Here is a 17,177-nt window from a genome sequence, read left to right on the forward strand (position 1 = left end):
CATGCGGCGGCGTGATGCCGCGGCCTCACTGCGCCGGCTGACGGTTCTCGCGGTTCTCTTCGCGGGTCTTCTGGCGCTCGGCGCGCGCCTTCTGCCGCGTCTCCTGCCGGCTGGCGCTGTTCTCCTTCATGGTGCCGTGGCGGTCCGCGCGATTTTCCTGGCGGGTGTCCTGACGGTTGTTGCTGTTCTCCTGGCGGGTGTCCTGGCGCTTGTTGCGGTTCTCTTGCCGCGCGTCCTGGCGCTGCTGGCGATTCTCCTGACGCTGGTCCTGCTCTTCGGCCGGCGTGGTCTGCGCCGCGGCCGCGACGCTGCCGAGGCCCAGCAGCGCTGCGGCCAGCGCGGAAACGGCGGTGGTCTTCATCATGTCCCTTCTCCTGCTCGCATCACGGATGTGAGCCGGCAGGGTACGCAGCGCCATGAACGGGCGTGGAAGCGCAGCGGTAGGCGCAAGCCGCCACGGGCTGCAGGAAATTCACTCGACGATCGCCGGATGGGCCTGCTGCGGGCCGCCGAGCATGGCGCGATGCGAAGGCGGCTGACGGCCCTCGTCGGTGAGGCCGTATTCGAGCGCCAGCTCGGCCCCGATCAGCACCTGGCCGGACTTCTCGGCGCGCTTCGGGTCGCGGTACAGCGCGCTGATGACATGGCCGGTGAATTCCGGCGTCTCGGCGATCTCCCAGAAGCCGGCGTACTTCTGCGGCTCGGCGTCCATCACGCGCCGGGTGCGGTCGGTGCGCAGCATGCCCATCCAGATCGACGCCGCCGCCACGTTGTGCGGCCTGAGATCGACGCCCATGTCCTTGGCGAACTTGTCGACGCCGGATTTCTGCGCGCCGTAGGCCGGTCCGTGCATGTAGCAGCTCGAACCGAACGAGGAGGTGAAGGCGATCAGGCCGTTCTTCTGCGCGACCATCAGCGGCGCCGCATACCAGCTCGCGACATAGGCCGAGCGCAGGCCGACATCGAGGATGTCGACCAGTTCCAGCGGCTTGGTCCAGAAGCCGCCCTTGTCGATCAGCTGCTCATGCAGGAAGGTGGCATTGTTGACGAGGATGTCGAGCCGGCCCTGCTCCTGCTGCACGCGCTCGAACAGCGCCTTCACGTCGCCGTCCTTCGCGTGGTCGACGGCGACAGCGATGCCGCGCCCGCCCGCCTTCGTCACCTCGTCGGCCGTGGCGCTGATCGTGCCCGGCAGCTGCGCATCGCCTTCCTTCAGCGAGCGGCCGGTGACGTAGACCGTCGCGCCCTCGGCGCCGAGCGCCAGCGCGATGCCCTTGCCGGCGCCGCGCGACGACCCGGTGACCACGGCCACCACACCCTTCAGGTTCTTGTCCATCTGGAAGTCTCCTCGAATCGGAATGTCAGGCCGCCTGCGCCTGCCTGTGCAGCTCGCGCAGCTGGAACTTCATCACCTTGCCGCCGGCGTTGACCGGCAGCGCATCGACGAAGGCGACCTGCCGCGGCACCTTGTAGTTGGCCATCTGCTCGCGGCACCAGGCGATCAGCGACTTCTCGTCGAGCGTCTGGCCGGGCCGCAGCACGACGTAGGCCTTGCCGACCTCGCCGAGGCGCTCGTCGGGAATGCCGATGATCGCGCTCTGCGCCACCGCCGGATGCGCGGCGAGCATGCGCTCGATCTCGGCCGGATAGCAGTTGAAGCCGCCGCTGATGTACATATCCTTCAGGCGGTCGGTGATGCGCAGATAGCCGCGCGCATCGAGGTTGCCGACGTCGCCGGTGTGCAGCCAGCCATCGGCGTCGATCGCTTCCGCCGTCGCCTGCGCATCGTCGAGATAACCCTGCATGACGTTGTAGCCGCGCACCACGATCTCGCCCGGTTCGCCCGGCGCGCAGGTCTTGCCGCTGCTGTCGACGCAGCGCAGCTCGATGCCGTTCATCGCGCGGCCGGACGTCAGCGCGATGGTCTCGGCATCGTCGTCGGCCTGGCAGAGGCTGACGACGCCGCAGGTCTCGGTCAGGCCATACGCCGTCAGCACGATCTTGAAGCCGAGTTCGGCGCGCGTGCGCTCGATCAGGCTCGGCGCGATCGCCGCGGCGCCGGTGATGGTCGCGCGCAGCGAGCTCATGTCGGTGCTCGCGCGCTCGGGTTCGTTGAGCAGGCTGACCAGCAGCGTCGGCGGGCCGGGCAGCACGGAGATCTTCTCGGCGGCGATGCGCTTGAAGATCGCGCGCGCGTCGAACACCGCATGCGGCAGCACGGTGAGGCCGGCGATCAGGCCGGCGAGCCAGCCGACCTTGTAGCCGAACGAATGGAAAAACGGATTGACGATCAGATAGCGATCGTCCGGATTCAGCTGCATGCACGCCGACCATTCGCGGATCGTGCGCAGGTTCTGCGCATGCGTGGTGACGACGCCTTTCGGCAGGCCGGTGGTGCCCGACGTGAACAGGATGTCGAGCGTGTCGCCGGGCGTGACGCTCGCGGTACGGGCATCGACCTCCGCATCGCCGACCGACGCGCCGCTTGCGATGAAGGCGTTCCAGTCGAGATCGCCGGGCTCGGCGTTGTCGATGACGACGATCGTCTGCAGGGTCGCCGGCCGCTGCTCGCCCAGCAGAGAGGGATAGTGCTGGTTGAGGAAGCGGCCGACCGAGAACAGCAGCTTCGCGCCGCTCTTCTGCAGGATGTAAGCCGCCTCGGCGCCGCGCATGCGCGTGTTGAGCGGCACCAGTGCCGCGCCGACGCCATGGATCGCCAGGCCGGCGATGATCCATTCGACGTTGTTCGGGCACCAGATCGCCACGCGGTCGCCACGCTGCACGCCCGCCGCCATCAGCGCCGCCGCCGCCCGCCGCCGGCGCGCGTCGAGCTCGCCGTAGCTCAGCTGCGCACCGCTCTCGGCGACCACCGCGACGCGATCACGGAAGGTCGCGACGGCGGCGGCGAAGGCTTGCGGGGCGGTTTCGATCATGAAGGGCACACACAAAAAAATCCCCTCTCCACCCGCATGCGGGGGGAGAGGGTGAGGGTGAGGGGGGAGCTCAATCGAGCGACGGAGCGCGCCGCGAAGCGCCTCCTCACCCCAACCCTCTCCCGCATCGCGATGCGACGGGGGAGAGGCGGTATTTCTTTGCGTGCTGCGGCGAGCATCTGCTCAATCAGCCCACATGAGATAACCGTTGTCGACGCGCAGCTCCGCGCCGTTGATGAACTTCGACTCGTCGCTGGCGAGGAACAGCACGACGTTGGCGATGTCCTGCGGCTGCGCGAAGCGCGCCTGCAGCTGCTTGGGATCCTTCTCGCGGACGTAGCCGCTACCGGCCTTGTTGTCGCGGTTGAGGTTGAAGACCATCGGCGTGGCGATGCCGTCCGGGTGGATCGAGTTGCAGCGGATCCTGTAGAGCTGCGCGCGGCAGTGCGCGGCGACGCTGCGCGTCAGGCCGGCGACGGCGGCCTTCGAGGCGCTGTACGCGCAGAACGAGGACTGGCCGCCGATGCCGGCGATCGACGACATGTTGATGATCGAGCCGCTCGGTCGCGCCTTCATCGCTTCGAGGCCGTAGCGGCAGCCGAGGAAGTAGCCGTCCGAATTGATGCGCTGGATCTTCTGCCACAGCTCCAGCGTCGTCGACTCGATGGTGCCGTAGGCGAGGATCGCCGCGTTGTTGACCAGCACGTCGACGCCGCCGAACTTGTCCTGCGTGGCCTTGACGACGTTCTTCCAGTCGTCCTCGCAGGCGATATCGTGGCGCACGAACAGCGCGGCGTCGCCGATGGTCTTCGCCACCTCGCGGCCGGCCTCCTCGTTGAGATCGGTGAGCACGACCTGCGCGCCCTCGCGCGCCATCAGCAGCGCGTCTTCCTTGCCGACGCCGCTCGCCGCGCCGGTGATGATCGCGACCTTGCCTGACAGACGACCCATGCTGCTGCTCCTCGTGTTGCGCTGATGATTGGCGGTGAATGTTGCGCGGGCGCGGCTCAGGCCGCCGCCTGCAAACCGGCGAGTCCGGCGGCGGCGCGCCCGGCGCGCCGGCCCGACCACAGGCAGTCGGCCAGCGACAGGCCGCTGACGTAGCTGTTCGAAGCGATGCCGACCGCGCTGCGCCCGGCCGCATAGAGGCCGCCGATGTCGAGGCCCTGCGCATCGAGCACGGCGCCGCTCGCCTCGTTGACGCGCAGGCCGCCGAGCGTGATCGCCGGGCAGGGAAAGGTCTTGCTGTCGGCCGAGAGATCCAGTGCGTAGTACGGCGCCTGCGCCAGCTCGGCGAGATAGGCGGCGCTCTTGCCGAGCGCGTCCTGTTTGCGCCGCGCGCCGTCGTTGTAGCGCTCGACGCTCTGCCGCAGCGCCGCCGGCGGCATGCCGATCTTCGCGGCCAGCGCTTCGGGCGAGCGGGCGCGCGGCGCGAACAGCATGAGGAACAGCGCCGGCATGCTCTGGAAGGCCCACAGGCCGCCGAACAGCGCCTCGCGTATCGCCTTGCGGCGCAGCGCCTTGTCGATGATCAGCCAGGCGCGGCCGCCGTGCTGTTCGCACATCTGCACGCCGAGCTTGGCGCCGTAGACCTGCTCGTTGCAGAAGCGCTCGCCGCCGGCGTCGACGGCGATGCCCTGCGGCCAGACGCTCGGCGGATTGATGAAGCGCCAGGCCGAGACCTTGTCGAGCCGCGCCACGCTGGCGCCGACCGACTGGCCCAGACGGATGCCGCTGCCGTCGCAGCCGGTCGCGCCGAGGCGCATGGTCATCGTGTATTTCGGCGCATGCTGCGCGACCATCGCGCGGTTGAAGATGAAGCCGCCGGTGCTGAGCACGACGCCGCGCTGCGCGCGCACCAGGGCCCTGTCGCCCTGCGCGGTTTCGATCTGCAGCGCCCGCGCGCGCAGGCGGTCGGCCCAGCGCGGCGCGATGTTGTGCAGCGCCTCGGCGCGGCGCATCAGCCGTGCGTGGCGCCGCGCCGCCGGCGAATCCGCCGGCAGCTGCCACAGCTCGGCGCCGAGCACCTGGTTCCGGCGGTCGACGACCAGACGCCGCACGCCGCTCTGGCGCAAGGTGCGGATACCGAGCGCGTCGACACGCGCGCGCAGGGCCTCGAACAGCGTGCGGCCGGACAGGAAGCTGCCGCGCACGCGGTGCCCGCGCGGCGCCGGCTCGGCCACCGCGGCGTATTCCTTCACCGCCTCGTTGCCCGAGTAATAGAGGTAGATGCCGTCCTTCGGATACGAGGTCTTCGGCTGCGTCTTCTCGTACTGCGGGTCGGAATCGAAGCGCACGCCGATCGATTCGAGCCAGGCCACGAGACCGACGCTGTCCTCGCAGAAGCGGCGCAGCGTGCCGTCGGCGACCGCGTTGTCGTCGCCGTGCGAACCACATTCCAGTTGCAGGTAGCGGAACATCGCCTCGGGCGTGTCGGCGTAGCCGGCGCGCCGCTGCTGCGCCGTGCCGCCGCCGGCGTAAACGATGCCGCCGCTCTTCGCGGTCGCGCCGCCGCCGTCGAAGCGTTCCGCGATCAGGGTCCTGGCGCCGGCCTCCTGTGCGGCGATCGCCGCGCTGGCGCCGGCCGCGCCGTAGCCGACCACGAGCACATCGCAGCGCCACCGCCAGTCGACGGCACCGTCGGAATCGACGACGAGCGGCGCATCGATCGGCAGGCTGCCGTCGGCAGCGGTCGCGGAGGCGGGCGTAGGCATGATGGATATTCGGCGAAGCGCGGCGCGCAGTGGATCACCTGCATTATTTCGATCGCCGCGGGTCGAGCTTCGTCCGATGAGACGAGCACGCCGTGTCGGAAATCGGCTTTGGAAACGCAGGTTTGACTCGTCTAATCGGGTGAAGCTCCGGCGTCCGGCGCTCTCGATAATTTCGTCGTCCACAAAACTCCCGACAAGACGGCGGACTCCCCCATGCTCAAGATCGAGGCGCTGGCCTACATCGTCGCCGAGACGACCGACATCGCGAAGTGGCAGCACTTCGGCGAACGCGTGCTCGGCATGCAAGCGGTGCCGACCGCCGACGGCCTCGGCCTGAAGATGGACGGGCGCGATTTCCGCATCGCCGTCGTGCGCGGCGCCGCCGACCGCTACGTCGCCTCCGGCTGGCAGCTGGCGGATCGCGCCGCCTTCGACGCGACCGTCGCCGCGCTGCAGAAGGCCGGCGTGGCCGTGAGCGCCGGCGCAGCCGCGCTGGCCGCGGCGCGCAAGGCCGAGGCGATCGCCACGTTCAGCGATCCGGCCGGCAATCTGCACGAGCTGGTCTGCGGCTATGCCGGCGGCCGGACGCCGTTCGTGTCGCCGATCGGCGTGCAGGGCTTCAAGACCGGCGCGCAGGGCATGGGCCACACGGTGCTGCCGGCGATCCCGTTCGAGCCGACGCTGCAGCTCTTTCACGAAACGCTGGGTTTCGGCCTGTCCGACATCTTCAATTTCAAGCCGGCGCCCGAGGCGCCGAACATGCGCATCTACTTCCTGCACGCCAGCGCCGGCCGCCACCACAGCGTGGCGCTCGCCGAGATGCCGAACCCGGCCGGCTGCGTGCACGTGATGGTGGAGACCAACACGCTGACCGACGTCGGCCTCGCCTACGACCGCATGAAGCGCGAGGGCGTGAAGCTGATGGCCACGCTCGGCGAGCACGAGAACGACCGCATGACCTCGTTCTACATGCTGACGCCGTCCAATTTCGCGATCGAGTACGGCTACGGCGGCATCAGCGTCGAGCCCGGCGTCTGGCAGACCACGCAGACGCAGCAGGTTTCGATCTGGGGTCACGATTTCTCGGTGGGGTTTCAATGAAAAGCGCTTTAACCACAGATCTCACAGATTTCACAGAAGGACGGAGCGGAGGCCGACATGACGCTGTCAATGAGTGTCATCTGTGGAATCTGTGGTTGAGAGCTTTTTCATGCTGAACAAGCAAATGACGGCGGCCGACGTCGTCGCGACGCTGCGCGACGGCATGACGATCGGCATCGGCGGCTGGGGCCCGCGCCGCAAGCCGATGGCCATCGTCCGCGAGATCCTGCGTTCGCCGCTCAAGGATCTGACCGTCGTCGGCTACGGCGGCACCGACATGGGCATGCTGTGCGCGGCCGGCAAGGTCAGGAAGCTGATCTACGGCTTCGTCTCGCTCGATTTCATTCCGCTCGAACCGTACTTCCGCAAGGCGCGCGAGGCCGGCCAGATCGAGGCGATGGAACTCGACGAGGGCCAGCTGCATTGGGGCCTGCGCGCGGCGGCGATGCGCCTGCCGTTCCTGCCGACGCGCATCGGCCTCGCCACCGACCAGCCGGGCAAGATCAATCCGCAGTTCCGCACGGTGACCTCGCCGTATGCGGACGGCGAAGTGTTGCTGGCGATGCCGGCGATCAAGCTCGATGTCGCGCTGCTGCACGTGCACAAGGCCGACAAGCTCGGCAACACGCGCCTCTATGCGCCCGATCCGTTCTTCGACGAATGGTTCGCGCGCGCCGCCGAGCGCTGCTACGTCAGCAGCGAGGAAGTCGTCGAGCGCATCGCCAGCGACGAGACCGACGCCAGGTTCAATCCCTTCGAGCGCAACCTCGTCAGCGGCGTGGTCGCGGCGCGCGGTGGCGCCCATCCCACATCCAATGTTTCGACGTCCAACGTGTCGACGCAGTGCGGCGGCTACGGCTGGGATGCGGCGCATCTGAAGCGCTACTGCGATTCGGCCGAGCAGGACGGTGGCTGGGCGCAGTACGCCAGCGAATTCCTCGCCGGCGACGAAGCGGCGTACCAGCAGGCCGTCGGCGGCGTCGATGCCATCACCCAACTGCCGCGGCAGGTGTTCTGATCATGAGCCAAACAAGCAATGCCGCGAACTTCACGCTCGCCGAACTGCTGATCTGCGCCTGCGCCGAGGTGTGGCGCGACGAGGGCGAGGTTCTGGCGACCGGCATCGGCATCATCCCGCGCCTCGCGCAGGGCCTCGCCAAGCTGACGCACAGCCCCGAGCTGATGATCACCGACGGCGAGGCCTGCCTCACCGAAGAGCCGGTGACGATCGGCGCGAAGAACCACGAGGGCCGCGCCTATGCCGGCTGGATGCCGTACTCGCGCGTGTTCGACAACCTCTGGGGCGGCCGCCGTCATGCGCTGGTCGGCCCGGTGCAGGTCGATCGCTGGGGACAGGCGAACATTTCCTGCATCGGCGATTTCGCCAGGCCCAAGCGCCAGCTGCTCGGCCTGCGCGGCTTTCCCGGCAACAGCATCAATCACGTCAATTCCTTCTTCGTGCCGAACCATGGCCCGCGCGTGTTCGTCGACAAGGAAGTCGACGTCGTCTGCTCGGTCGGCTATCGCAAGGAGCGCTGGCCGGCCGGCGTGAAGAAGGACTACCTGCGCATCGCGCGCATCGTCACCGATCTGTGCGTGATGGATTTCGGCGGCCGCAGCGAAGACAGCGAGCATGCGATCCGCGTCATCAGCCTGCACCCGGGCGTGAGCTTCGCGCAGGTGCAGGCCGCGACCGGCTTCCCGCTGCTGAAGATCGAAGACTTGGGCGAGACCGCGTATCCGACGGCCGAACAGCTCGCGCTGATCCGCAAGCTCGATCCGAAGGACCTGCGCAGCAAGCAGCTCAAGGACAATCCATCCGGCGTGAGGAAAGCCGCGTGAACGACACCGTCGCCGGTTGCAACGCGCAGCCCTTCCTCGAAGGCTGGTTCACGCTCGACGCCGAGCGTCCGCAGCTGCTCGGCAACCGCTGCGTTGCCTGCGGCACGGTCTACTTTCCGAAGCTGAAGAGCGGCTACTGCCGCAATCCGGACTGCGACGGCGAGCGCTTCGAGGAGACGCCGCTGTCGCGCAGCGGCGCACTGTGGTCGTACAGCAACGCCGCCTACCAGCCGCCGGAGCCGTATGCGCAGGTCGACAAGGACGCCTTCAGGCCGTTCGCGATCGCCGCGGTCGAGCTCGACAAGGAAAAGATGATCGTGCTCGGTGCGGTGGTCGCCGGCGTCGGTGTCGAGCAGCTGAAGGTCGGCATGACGATGGAGCTGAAGCTCGGCGCGCTCGCCGACGGCAAGCTGACCTGGATGTGGGCACCCGCCGGAGCGCAGGCATGAGCCAGGACATCGCCATTGTCGGCGTCGGCATGCACCGGGATACAGATGCGGCCGCAGGCCGCGCTTCTGCCCCTCGCCCGCTTGCGGGAGAGGGGAGGGCCGCCCGCCGGGCGGGCGCTGGGGTGAGGACGGGTGCATGAGCACAACGCGTGATATCGCCATCCTGGGTGCGGGCATGCACCCGTGGGGCAAGTGGGGCAGGAATTTCGTCGAATACGGCGTCGTCGCGGCGCGCGCCGCCCTCGCCGACGCCGGCGTGCCGTGGCGCGACGTGCAGTTCGTGTCCGGCGCGGCGACGATCCGCAACGGTTATCCCGGCCAGGTCGCCGGCGCGACCTTCGCGCAGGCGCTCGGCTGGCAGGGCGCGCAGGTCAACACCTCGTATGCCGCCTGCGCCTCGGGCTCGCAGGCGCTGGCCGCGGCGCGCGCCAAGATTCTCGCCGGCGAGTGCGAGGTCGCGCTGGTGATCGGTTCCGACACCACACCGAAGGGCTTCCTCAAGCCGCAGCCCGGCGACCGGCCGGACGATCCGGACTGGGTGCGCTTTCGCATCGGCATCACCAATCCGACCTACTTCGCGCTGTACGCGCGCCGGCGCATGGCGATGTACGGCGACACGCTCGCCGATTTCGCGGCGGTGAAAGTGAAGAACGCCGAGCACGGCCTGAGCAATCCGAACGCGCGCTACCGCAAGGCCTTCAAGGCCGATGAAGTCGCCGCTTCGCCGATCGTCGCCGATCCGCTGCGCCTGATGGACATCTGCGCGACCTCGGACGGCGCCGCGGCGCTGATCGTTTCCAGCCTCGCGTATGCATCGAGGATCGGCAAGGCCAATGCGCCGCGCGTCGCGGCGGTGTCGACGGTGACGCCGAGCTTCGCCTCGGCGCTGGTCGAGATGCCGGACATCGCGACCGATTCGGCGATCGCCGCGCCGGCGCAGAGCTTCCGCGCCGCGCTGCCGAGGAAGGCCTACGAGCAGGCCGGCATCGGGCCCGAGGACGTCAGCGTCGCCGAGGTCTACGACCTGTCGACCGCGCTCGAGCTCGACTGGATGGAAGACCTGCAACTCTGCGCACGCGGCGAGGCGGCGCACTTGCTGCGCGCCGGCGAGACGCGGATCGGCGGCCGCATCCCGGTCAATCCTTCCGGTGGCCTGGCCTGCTTCGGCGAAGCGGTGCCGGCGCAGGCGCTCGCGCAGGTCTGCGAGCTGACCTGGCAGCTGCGCGGCCAGGCCGGCGCGCGCCAGGTCGCCGATGCCAAGGTCGGCATCACCGCGAACCAGGGCCTGTTCGGCCACGGCTCGTCGGTGATCGTGAAACGCTGATGCGCCGCCTGCCGACCGGTTCCGACAGATGAATCCCGCCCTGCAGACACCGCTGACGCAGATGCTCGGTTGCCGCTACCCGATCGTGCAGACGGCGATGGGCTGGGTTGCCGACGCCAAGCTCGTCGTGGCGACGACCAATGCCGGCGGCTTCGGCTTTGTCGCCGCGGCGACGATGTCGACCGACACGCTGCGCCGCGAGATCGCCGCGGTGCGCGCGGCGTGCAGCGGCAGGTTCGGCGTCAACTTCCACATGTTCCAGCCGAACGCGCGCGAGGTCATCGAGCTGGTGCTCGACAACGCCGATCGTGTGCGCGCGGTGTCGTATGGCCGCGGCCCGGATGCCAGGACCATCCAGCGTTTCAAGGACGCCGGCGTGCTGTGCATGCCGACGGTCGGCGCGCTGAAGCATGCGATCAAGGCCGTCGAACTCGGCGCCGACATCATCACCGTGCAGGGCGGCGAAGGCGGTGGCCATACCGGCTCGGTGCCGACGACCTTGCTGCTGCCGCAGGTGCTGGACGCGGTGAAGGTGCCGGTGGTCGCCGCCGGCGGCTTCCACAGCGGCCGCGGCCTCGCCGGCGCGCTCGCCTATGGCGCCGCCGGCATCGCCATGGGCACGCGCTTCCTGATGACGGCCGAGTCGCCGGTGCCGCGCGCGACGCTGGAGAAGTACATCGCGGTCAAGGAGCCGGCACAGATTCGTGCGTCGACCGCCGTCGACGGCATGCCGCAGCGCATGATCGACAACCCCTTCCTCCTGCGCCTCGAAAGCGGCGGCCTGCTGCACCGCCTGTGCGTCGCGCTGGCGAGCGCCTGGCGCTGGCGCGCGCACACCGGCATGTCGCTCGCACACATGGCGAAGACTTTCGTCGGCGCGCTGCGCGAAGGCGACAGCGCCATCCAGACGATGATGGCCGCCAATGCGCCGGTGCTGATCCAGCGCGCGATGGTCGAAGGCCGTCCGGATGAAGGCGTGCTGCCGAGCGGTCAGGTCGCCGCCGTGATCGATTCATTGCCGGCGGTCGCGGAGCTGATCGGCAGCATCATCAGCGAAGCCGAACAACGCCTCGCTGCGCTCGGCGCCCTCTCCCCCGCGCCCTCTGCCGCGAGCGCCAGAGGGGAGCAAGGGCGCGCCGACTCGTTGCCTCTGCCGCTGGCGGGAGAGGGTTAGGGACAGGGCGGCGCGCAGCGCCGAAGACGGAACGAGAGAAACGATATGAGCCACGGATTCCAGACGACGATCGCCGACGGCATCGCCGAGCTCGTCATCAACCGCCCGCCGGTCAATGCGCTCGACGACGCCGGCTGGCACGCGCTCGCCGACGAGATCGAGCGCCTCGGCGTCGATCCGGACGCGCGCGTCATCGTGCTGCGCGCCGAGGGCCGCGGCTTCTGTGCCGGCGTCGACATCAAGGAACTCGACGCGCATCCCGAACGCATCGTCTCGGTCAACGCCGGCAACTACCGCTCGTTCCGCGCCGTGCACCGCAATCCGCTGCCGGTCATCGTCGCCGTGCACGGCTTCGTGCTCGGCGGCGGCATCGGTCTGACCGGCGCCGCCGACATCGTCGTCGCCGCCGCCGACGCCACCTTCGGCGTGCCGGAAGTCGATCGCGGCGCGATGGGCGGCGGCGCGCATCTGCAGCGCCTGTTGCCGGTGCAGAAGGTGCGCATGATGTATTTCACCGGCGAGCCGATCACGGCGGCCGAGGCGCATCGCCTCGGCGCGATCGAGCGCGTCGTGCCGCGCGCCGAGCTGCGCGAAGCCGCTTTGACGATCGCGCGCAAGATCGCCGCCAAGTCGACGGCGATGATCCGCCTCGCCAAGGAATCGCTGAACGGCATCGAGGACGGCAACCTCGAAGACAAGTACCGCTGGGAGCAGGGCTTCACGCTGCAGGCCTACAGCGAAAAGGATTCCGCGGAAACACGCCGCGCGTTCGTCGAGAAGCGCGAAGCCAACTTCAAAAACTCATGAGACTGATCTACACCGAGCGGCAGAAGCAGTTCCGCGAAGAGATTCGCGACTGGCTCGCTGCCCATGTGCCGAAGGCGCCGCTGCCGAGCTTCGACACCGAAGAAGGCTTCGAGGCGCATCGCCGCTGGGAAGCGACCCTGTTCGAGGGGCGCTGGAGCGCGGTGACGTGGCCGAAGGAGTATGGCGGCCGCGGCTGCGACCTGATCGAGTGGCTGATCTTCGAAGAGGAATACTGGCGCGCCGGCGCGCCGCTGCGCGTCAACCAGAACGGCGTGTTCCTGCTCGCGCCGACGCTGATGGAATACGGCAGCGACGAACAGAAGGCGCGCTTCCTGCCGCGCATGGCCTCCGGCCAGGACATCTGGGCGCAGGGCTGGTCCGAGCCGGGCGCCGGTTCCGACATGGCGGCGATCCGCAGCAGGGCGGTGCGCGACGGCGACCATTACGTCATCAACGGCCAGAAGACCTGGTCGACGCGCGCGGTGTGGGCCGACTGGCTGTTCGGCATGTTCCGCACCGATCCGGCGTCGAGCCGGCATCACGGCCTGACCTTCATCCTGCTGCCGCTCGATCTGCCGGGCATCACCATCCGCCCGATCAAGCAGCTCAACGGCCTGCCGGGCTTCGCCGAGATTTTCTTCGACGATGTGCGCGTGCCGGTCGAGAACCGCCTCGGCGACGAAGGCGCCGGCTGGAACGTGGCGATGGCGACGGCCGGTTTCGAACGCGGCCTGATGCTGCGCTCGCCGGCGCGCTTCCAGCAGACCGCGCGCAAGCTCGTCGATCTGTACCTGCGGCACCGCGAATCCGCCGATGCCGATCCGGGCATCCGCGACGCGGTGATGAAGAGCTGGATGGACGCCGAGGCCTACACGCTGGCCACCTACCGCACGGCCAGCCGCCTGGGCAAGGGCGCGAAGATCGGCGCCGAGGCCAGCACCAACAAGATCTTCTGGTCCGAGCTCGATCTCTTGATGCACGAAACGGCGATGCGCATTCTCGGCCCCTACGGCGAGCTGATGCCGGAAGCGCCGGACGGCGGGCCGTTCGGGCACGAGCACGCGGCCTGGCTCGACGGCTTCCTGTTCGCGCAGGCCGGGCCGATCTACGCCGGCACCAACGAGATCCAGAGAAACATCATCGCCGAGCGCATGTTGGGGCTGCCGCGCTGATGCGCGTCGTCCGTGATCAGCGACTGGTGACTTGTGATTCGTAGAAGCGCGTGACGCACCGACGAATCTTCATTTGCCAATCGCCAATCACGCATCACCAATCACGGGGAAAGAGATGGATTTCACCTTCGAAGACCAGCAGCTCGCGTTCCGCGACGCGATCCACAAGTTCCTGATGGTGGAAGCGGCGCCGGAAATGCTGCGCGAGATCTGGGAGACGACCAAGAGCGGCCGCTCCGCCGAGTTGCGCGCCAAGCTCGCCGACCAGGGCCTCACCGCGCTGTCGGTGCCGGAAGAATTCGGCGGCATCAATCTCGGCGATCTGGACTGGGTGCTGGTGCAGCAGGAACTCGGCTATTTCGCGATTCCCGATTCGCTGACCGATGCCGCCTATCTGGCGGTCTATCTGCTCACGCATCTGCCGGCCGACATCAACCTCAAGCGCGACTGGCTGCCGCGCATCGCCGCCGGCAAGGCGCGCATCGCCGTCGGCCATCCGCTCAATCCGTTCGTCGCCGACGCGGCCAATGCCGATCTGCTGCTGCTCTGGCACGACGACGAGATTCACGCGCTGAAGCCCGGCCAGATCACGGCGTCGTTCAATCCGAGCATCGACCTGTCGCGGCGCCTGTACAAGGTCGACTGGACGCCGTCGCCGGCGACGCGCATCTGCCCCGCGAAACAGGGCCGGCAGCTGTGGAAGGACCTCGCCGATCGCGCCGCGCTCGCCGCCGCCGCGCAACTGCTCGGCCTGGCGCAGCGCATGCTCGATCTCGGCGTCGACCACGCCGCGCAGCGCAAGCAGTTCGGCAAGCCGGTCGGCTCGTTCCAGGCCGTCAAGCACCATCTCGCCGACGTCGCCGTCAAGATCGAGTTCGCCGAGCCGGTCATTCACCGCGCCGCGCAGGCGGTCGCCGAAGACGATCCGCGCCGCGCGCTGTACGTCTCGCACGCCAAGCTCGCCGCCGGCGAAGCCGCACGGCTCGCCGGCCGCAGGAGCATCCAGGCGCACGGCGCCATGGGCTACACCTGGGAAGCCGATCTGCAGATGTACATGAAGCGCGCCTGGGCCCTCGATGCGAGCTGGGGCGACGCCAAGTTCCACAAGGCGCGGGTCGCCGCCGATATCCTCGCCGGCGCCGCAGCCATCGGCCCGAGCACCACTTTTCCGAACATGAACCCGGAGTCACACCATGGCTGAAGCCTATATCGTCGACACGCTGCGCACGCCCACCGGCAAGCGCAAGGGCAGCCTCGCGCACATGCACGGCGCCGATCTCGGCGCGCACGCGCTGAAGACGCTGGTCGAGCGCAACAAGATCCCGGCGGAGGCCTACGACGACGTGATCTTCGGCTGCCTCGATGCGATCGGCCCGCTGGCCGGCAACATCGCGCGCACCTCGTGGCTGGCCGCCGGCCTGCCGCTGCACGTGCCGGGTGTCACCATCGACCGCCAGTGCGGCTCGTCGCAGCAGGCCGTGCACTTCGCCGCGCAGGCGGTGATGAGCGGCACGCAGGACGTGGTCGTCGCCGGCGGCGTGCAGACGATGACGCAGATTCCGATTTCGTCGGCGATGATCGCCGCGCAGCCGCTCGGCTTCAAGGATCCGTTCTCGGGTTCCAAGGGCTGGGTCGCGCGTTTCGGCGACCAGCCGGTGTCGCAGTTCGTCGGCGCGCAGATGATCGCCGACAAGTGGAAGATCTCGCGCGAGGACATGGAGCAGTTCGCGCTCGAGTCGCACCGCCGCGCGCGCGTCGCGCAGCAGGAAGGCCGCTTCGACCGCGAGATCATCGCGACCGAAGGCCTGAGGATGGACGAGACGGTGCGCGACACCTCGCTCGAACAGATGGCCAAGCTCGAACCACTGGCACCCGGCGGCACGATCACCGCCGGCGTGTCGAGCCAGACCGGCGACGCCGCCTCGGCCATGCTGATCGTCTCCGAGAAGGCGCTGAAGCAGTACGGCCTGACGCCGCGCGCGCGCATCGTGCACATGAGCGTGTACAGCGACGATCCGATCTACATGCTGACCGCGCCGATTCCGGCGACGCAGCGCGCGCTGAAGAAGGCCGGCATGAAGCTCGACGACATCGACCTCGTCGAAATCAACGAGGCCTTCGCGCCGGTCGTGCTGGCCTGGTTCAAGGACGTCGGCTATCCGCGCGAGAAGACCAACGTCAACGGCGGCGCGATCGCGCTGGCCCATCCGCTGGGCGCGACCGGCGTCAAGCTGATGACGACGCTGCTGCACGAACTCGAGCGCACCCACAAGCGCTACGGCCTGCAGACGATGTGTGAGGGCGGCGGCGTCGCCAACGTGACGATCATCGAGCGGCTCTGAACGCGATCACTGATGTTGAACGATGTGCGAACTCAAACTTCATTCCCTCTCCCGCTTGCGGGAGAGGGTTAGGGTGAGGGCGGCGCTTTAGCGCCGGCTACTCGTGCTGCAAGCGTCGTCGACAAATCCGGCCTTTTGTTTCGCCTTGAAGGCGACTCACTTTTCTTTGCTTGTGCAAAGAAAAGTAAGCAAAAGAAAGCACACCCCTAGGGCCGCACCCCGCTGCGCGGGGTTCCCTGCGCTGCTCACGTGCTCGGGACCGGCACCGACACGACATCCCTGTCGTGACGGTGCCTTGGCGTGCCGTCCTGGCACGCCATTCCCTGCGCGCGCTGCGCTGCTCGGTGCGGCCCAAGGGGACCCGAACATCAACGGCAACAGCAGAGCGTCGCATTGAGCGCGCTCGCATAGAACTAACCGGAAGCACTCACATGGGCATCTGCGACCACCGCACCATCATCGTCACCGGCTCGGGTTCCGGCCTTGGCCGGCAATACGCCCTCGCGCTCGCCGCCGAAGGGGCGAACGTCGTCGTCAACGACATCAGGCAGGAGATGGCCGACGCCGTCGTCGCCGAGATCGCCGCAGCCGGTGGCAAGGCGGTGGCGGCCTGTGCCGACATCACCTCGATGAGCGGCGCCGACGCAATCATCGCCGCCGGTATCGAGGCCTTCGGCGACGTGCACGGCGTCGTCAACAATGCCGGCATCGTCCGCGACCGCATGTTCGCCTCGCTGAGCGAAGACGACTGGGACCTGGTCATCAAGGTGCATCTCAAGGGTCATTTCTGCATCGCCAGCCGTCTCGTGCAGCGCTGGCGCGAGCAGAGCAAGGCCGGGCAGAAGGTCGATGCGCGCATCGTCAACACCAGCTCCGGCGCCGGCCTGCAGGGCTCGATCGGCCAGAGCAACTACGCGGCGGCGAAAGGCGGCATCGCCTCGCTGACGCTGGTGCAGGCGGCGGAGCTGGCGCGCTACGGCATCACCGCCAATGCGCTGGTGCCGGCCGCGCGCACCGGCATGACCGAGGGGCCGTTCGGCGCCATGATGAAGAAGCCCGAGGACGGCAGCTTCGACCACTACGATCCGGCCAACGTCGCGCCGCTGGTCGTCTGGCTGTGCAGCCCGCTGTCGGCCCAGGTCAGCGGCAAGGTCTTCGAGGTCGAGGGCGGCAAGGTTTCGATCGCCAGCGGCTGGAAGACTGGCCCCGTCCGCGACAAGAAGGCGCGCTGGCAGCCGGCCGAGCTGACCGACGTCGTCGCCGCCCTGATCGCCGAATCGCCGCCTGCGCAGAAGGTGTACGGCGCATGAGCGCCGCCG

The 17,177-nt window shown here is 68.5% G+C and carries 16 protein-coding genes; 11 read left to right on the plus strand and 5 right to left on the minus strand.

The window, feature by feature from the left end:
- Positions 1 to 25: 25 nt before the first annotated feature.
- The 5 genes from K344_RS0107745 to K344_RS0107765 form a co-directional block, all read right to left on the minus strand.
- Positions 26 to 364 carry a hypothetical protein gene (locus tag K344_RS0107745; RefSeq protein WP_028080188.1) on the minus strand — a complete coding sequence of 113 codons (339 nt, stop codon included), beginning with the start codon at positions 362 to 364 and terminating at the stop codon, positions 26 to 28.
- A gap of 108 nt (positions 365 to 472) precedes the next feature.
- Positions 473 to 1,336, minus strand: a complete 864-nt coding sequence (locus K344_RS0107750) for an SDR family NAD(P)-dependent oxidoreductase (protein ID WP_028080189.1) — start codon at positions 1,334 to 1,336, stop codon at positions 473 to 475.
- A 25-nt stretch (positions 1,337 to 1,361) separates the two neighbouring features.
- Positions 1,362 to 2,933, minus strand: coding sequence for a FadD3 family acyl-CoA ligase (locus tag K344_RS0107755; protein ID WP_028080190.1), 1,572 nt, complete (start codon positions 2,931 to 2,933; stop codon positions 1,362 to 1,364).
- A gap of 183 nt (positions 2,934 to 3,116) precedes the next feature.
- Positions 3,117 to 3,884, minus strand: a complete 768-nt coding sequence (locus tag K344_RS0107760; RefSeq protein WP_028080191.1) for an SDR family oxidoreductase — start codon at positions 3,882 to 3,884, stop codon at positions 3,117 to 3,119.
- Between the two features lie 56 nt (positions 3,885 to 3,940).
- On the minus strand, positions 3,941 to 5,647 hold the full coding sequence (locus K344_RS0107765) for an FAD-binding protein (RefSeq protein ID WP_028080192.1): 1,707 nt from the start codon (positions 5,645 to 5,647) through the stop codon (positions 3,941 to 3,943).
- Between the two features lie 213 nt (positions 5,648 to 5,860).
- Between K344_RS0107765 and K344_RS0107770 the strand changes: the two genes are divergently transcribed.
- From K344_RS0107770 to K344_RS0107820, 11 genes are all read left to right on the plus strand, one after another.
- Complete coding sequence (locus tag K344_RS0107770) at positions 5,861 to 6,748, plus strand: VOC family protein (RefSeq protein ID WP_028080193.1); 888 nt, start codon at positions 5,861 to 5,863, stop codon at positions 6,746 to 6,748.
- 112 nt (positions 6,749 to 6,860) lie between these two features.
- On the plus strand, positions 6,861 to 7,766 hold the full coding sequence (locus K344_RS0107775; RefSeq protein ID WP_028080194.1) for a CoA transferase subunit A: 906 nt from the start codon (positions 6,861 to 6,863) through the stop codon (positions 7,764 to 7,766).
- A gap of 2 nt (positions 7,767 to 7,768) precedes the next feature.
- Positions 7,769 to 8,590 (plus strand): CoA-transferase subunit beta, encoded by an 822-nt coding sequence (locus tag K344_RS0107780; protein ID WP_028080195.1) that lies wholly within the window; start codon positions 7,769 to 7,771, stop codon positions 8,588 to 8,590.
- A complete protein-coding gene (locus K344_RS0107785) occupies positions 8,587 to 9,039 on the plus strand; it encodes a Zn-ribbon domain-containing OB-fold protein (RefSeq protein WP_028080196.1) in 453 nt (150 codons plus the stop codon). Before K344_RS0107780 ends, K344_RS0107785 begins: the two co-directional genes overlap by 4 nt.
- A gap of 136 nt (positions 9,040 to 9,175) precedes the next feature.
- Positions 9,176 to 10,363, plus strand: coding sequence for a lipid-transfer protein (locus K344_RS0107790; protein WP_028080197.1), 1,188 nt, complete (start codon positions 9,176 to 9,178; stop codon positions 10,361 to 10,363).
- 28 nt (positions 10,364 to 10,391) lie between these two features.
- Positions 10,392 to 11,537 carry an NAD(P)H-dependent flavin oxidoreductase gene (locus K344_RS20750; RefSeq protein ID WP_051362008.1) on the plus strand — a complete coding sequence of 382 codons (1,146 nt, stop codon included), beginning with the start codon at positions 10,392 to 10,394 and terminating at the stop codon, positions 11,535 to 11,537.
- A 45-nt stretch (positions 11,538 to 11,582) separates the two neighbouring features.
- Positions 11,583 to 12,344 (plus strand): enoyl-CoA hydratase family protein, encoded by a 762-nt coding sequence (locus tag K344_RS0107800; RefSeq protein ID WP_028080198.1) that lies wholly within the window; start codon positions 11,583 to 11,585, stop codon positions 12,342 to 12,344.
- The gene (locus K344_RS0107805; protein ID WP_028080199.1) at positions 12,341 to 13,516 is read left to right on the plus strand and encodes an acyl-CoA dehydrogenase family protein; all 1,176 of its coding nucleotides are present in this window, start codon (positions 12,341 to 12,343) and stop codon (positions 13,514 to 13,516) included. Before K344_RS0107800 ends, K344_RS0107805 begins: the two co-directional genes overlap by 4 nt.
- 115 nt (positions 13,517 to 13,631) lie before the next feature.
- Positions 13,632 to 14,717 carry an acyl-CoA dehydrogenase family protein gene (locus K344_RS0107810; RefSeq protein WP_028080200.1) on the plus strand — a complete coding sequence of 362 codons (1,086 nt, stop codon included), beginning with the start codon at positions 13,632 to 13,634 and terminating at the stop codon, positions 14,715 to 14,717.
- A complete protein-coding gene (locus tag K344_RS0107815; protein ID WP_028080201.1) occupies positions 14,710 to 15,858 on the plus strand; it encodes an acetyl-CoA C-acetyltransferase in 1,149 nt (382 codons plus the stop codon). Before K344_RS0107810 ends, K344_RS0107815 begins: the two co-directional genes overlap by 8 nt.
- A gap of 431 nt (positions 15,859 to 16,289) precedes the next feature.
- Positions 16,290 to 17,168, plus strand: a complete 879-nt coding sequence (locus tag K344_RS0107820) for an SDR family oxidoreductase (protein WP_028080202.1) — start codon at positions 16,290 to 16,292, stop codon at positions 17,166 to 17,168.
- Positions 17,169 to 17,177 lie beyond the last annotated feature (9 nt).

Source organism: Solimonas soli DSM 21787, assembly GCF_000474945.1.
In the GTDB taxonomy this organism is placed as follows: domain Bacteria; phylum Pseudomonadota; class Gammaproteobacteria; order Nevskiales; family Nevskiaceae; genus Solimonas; species Solimonas soli.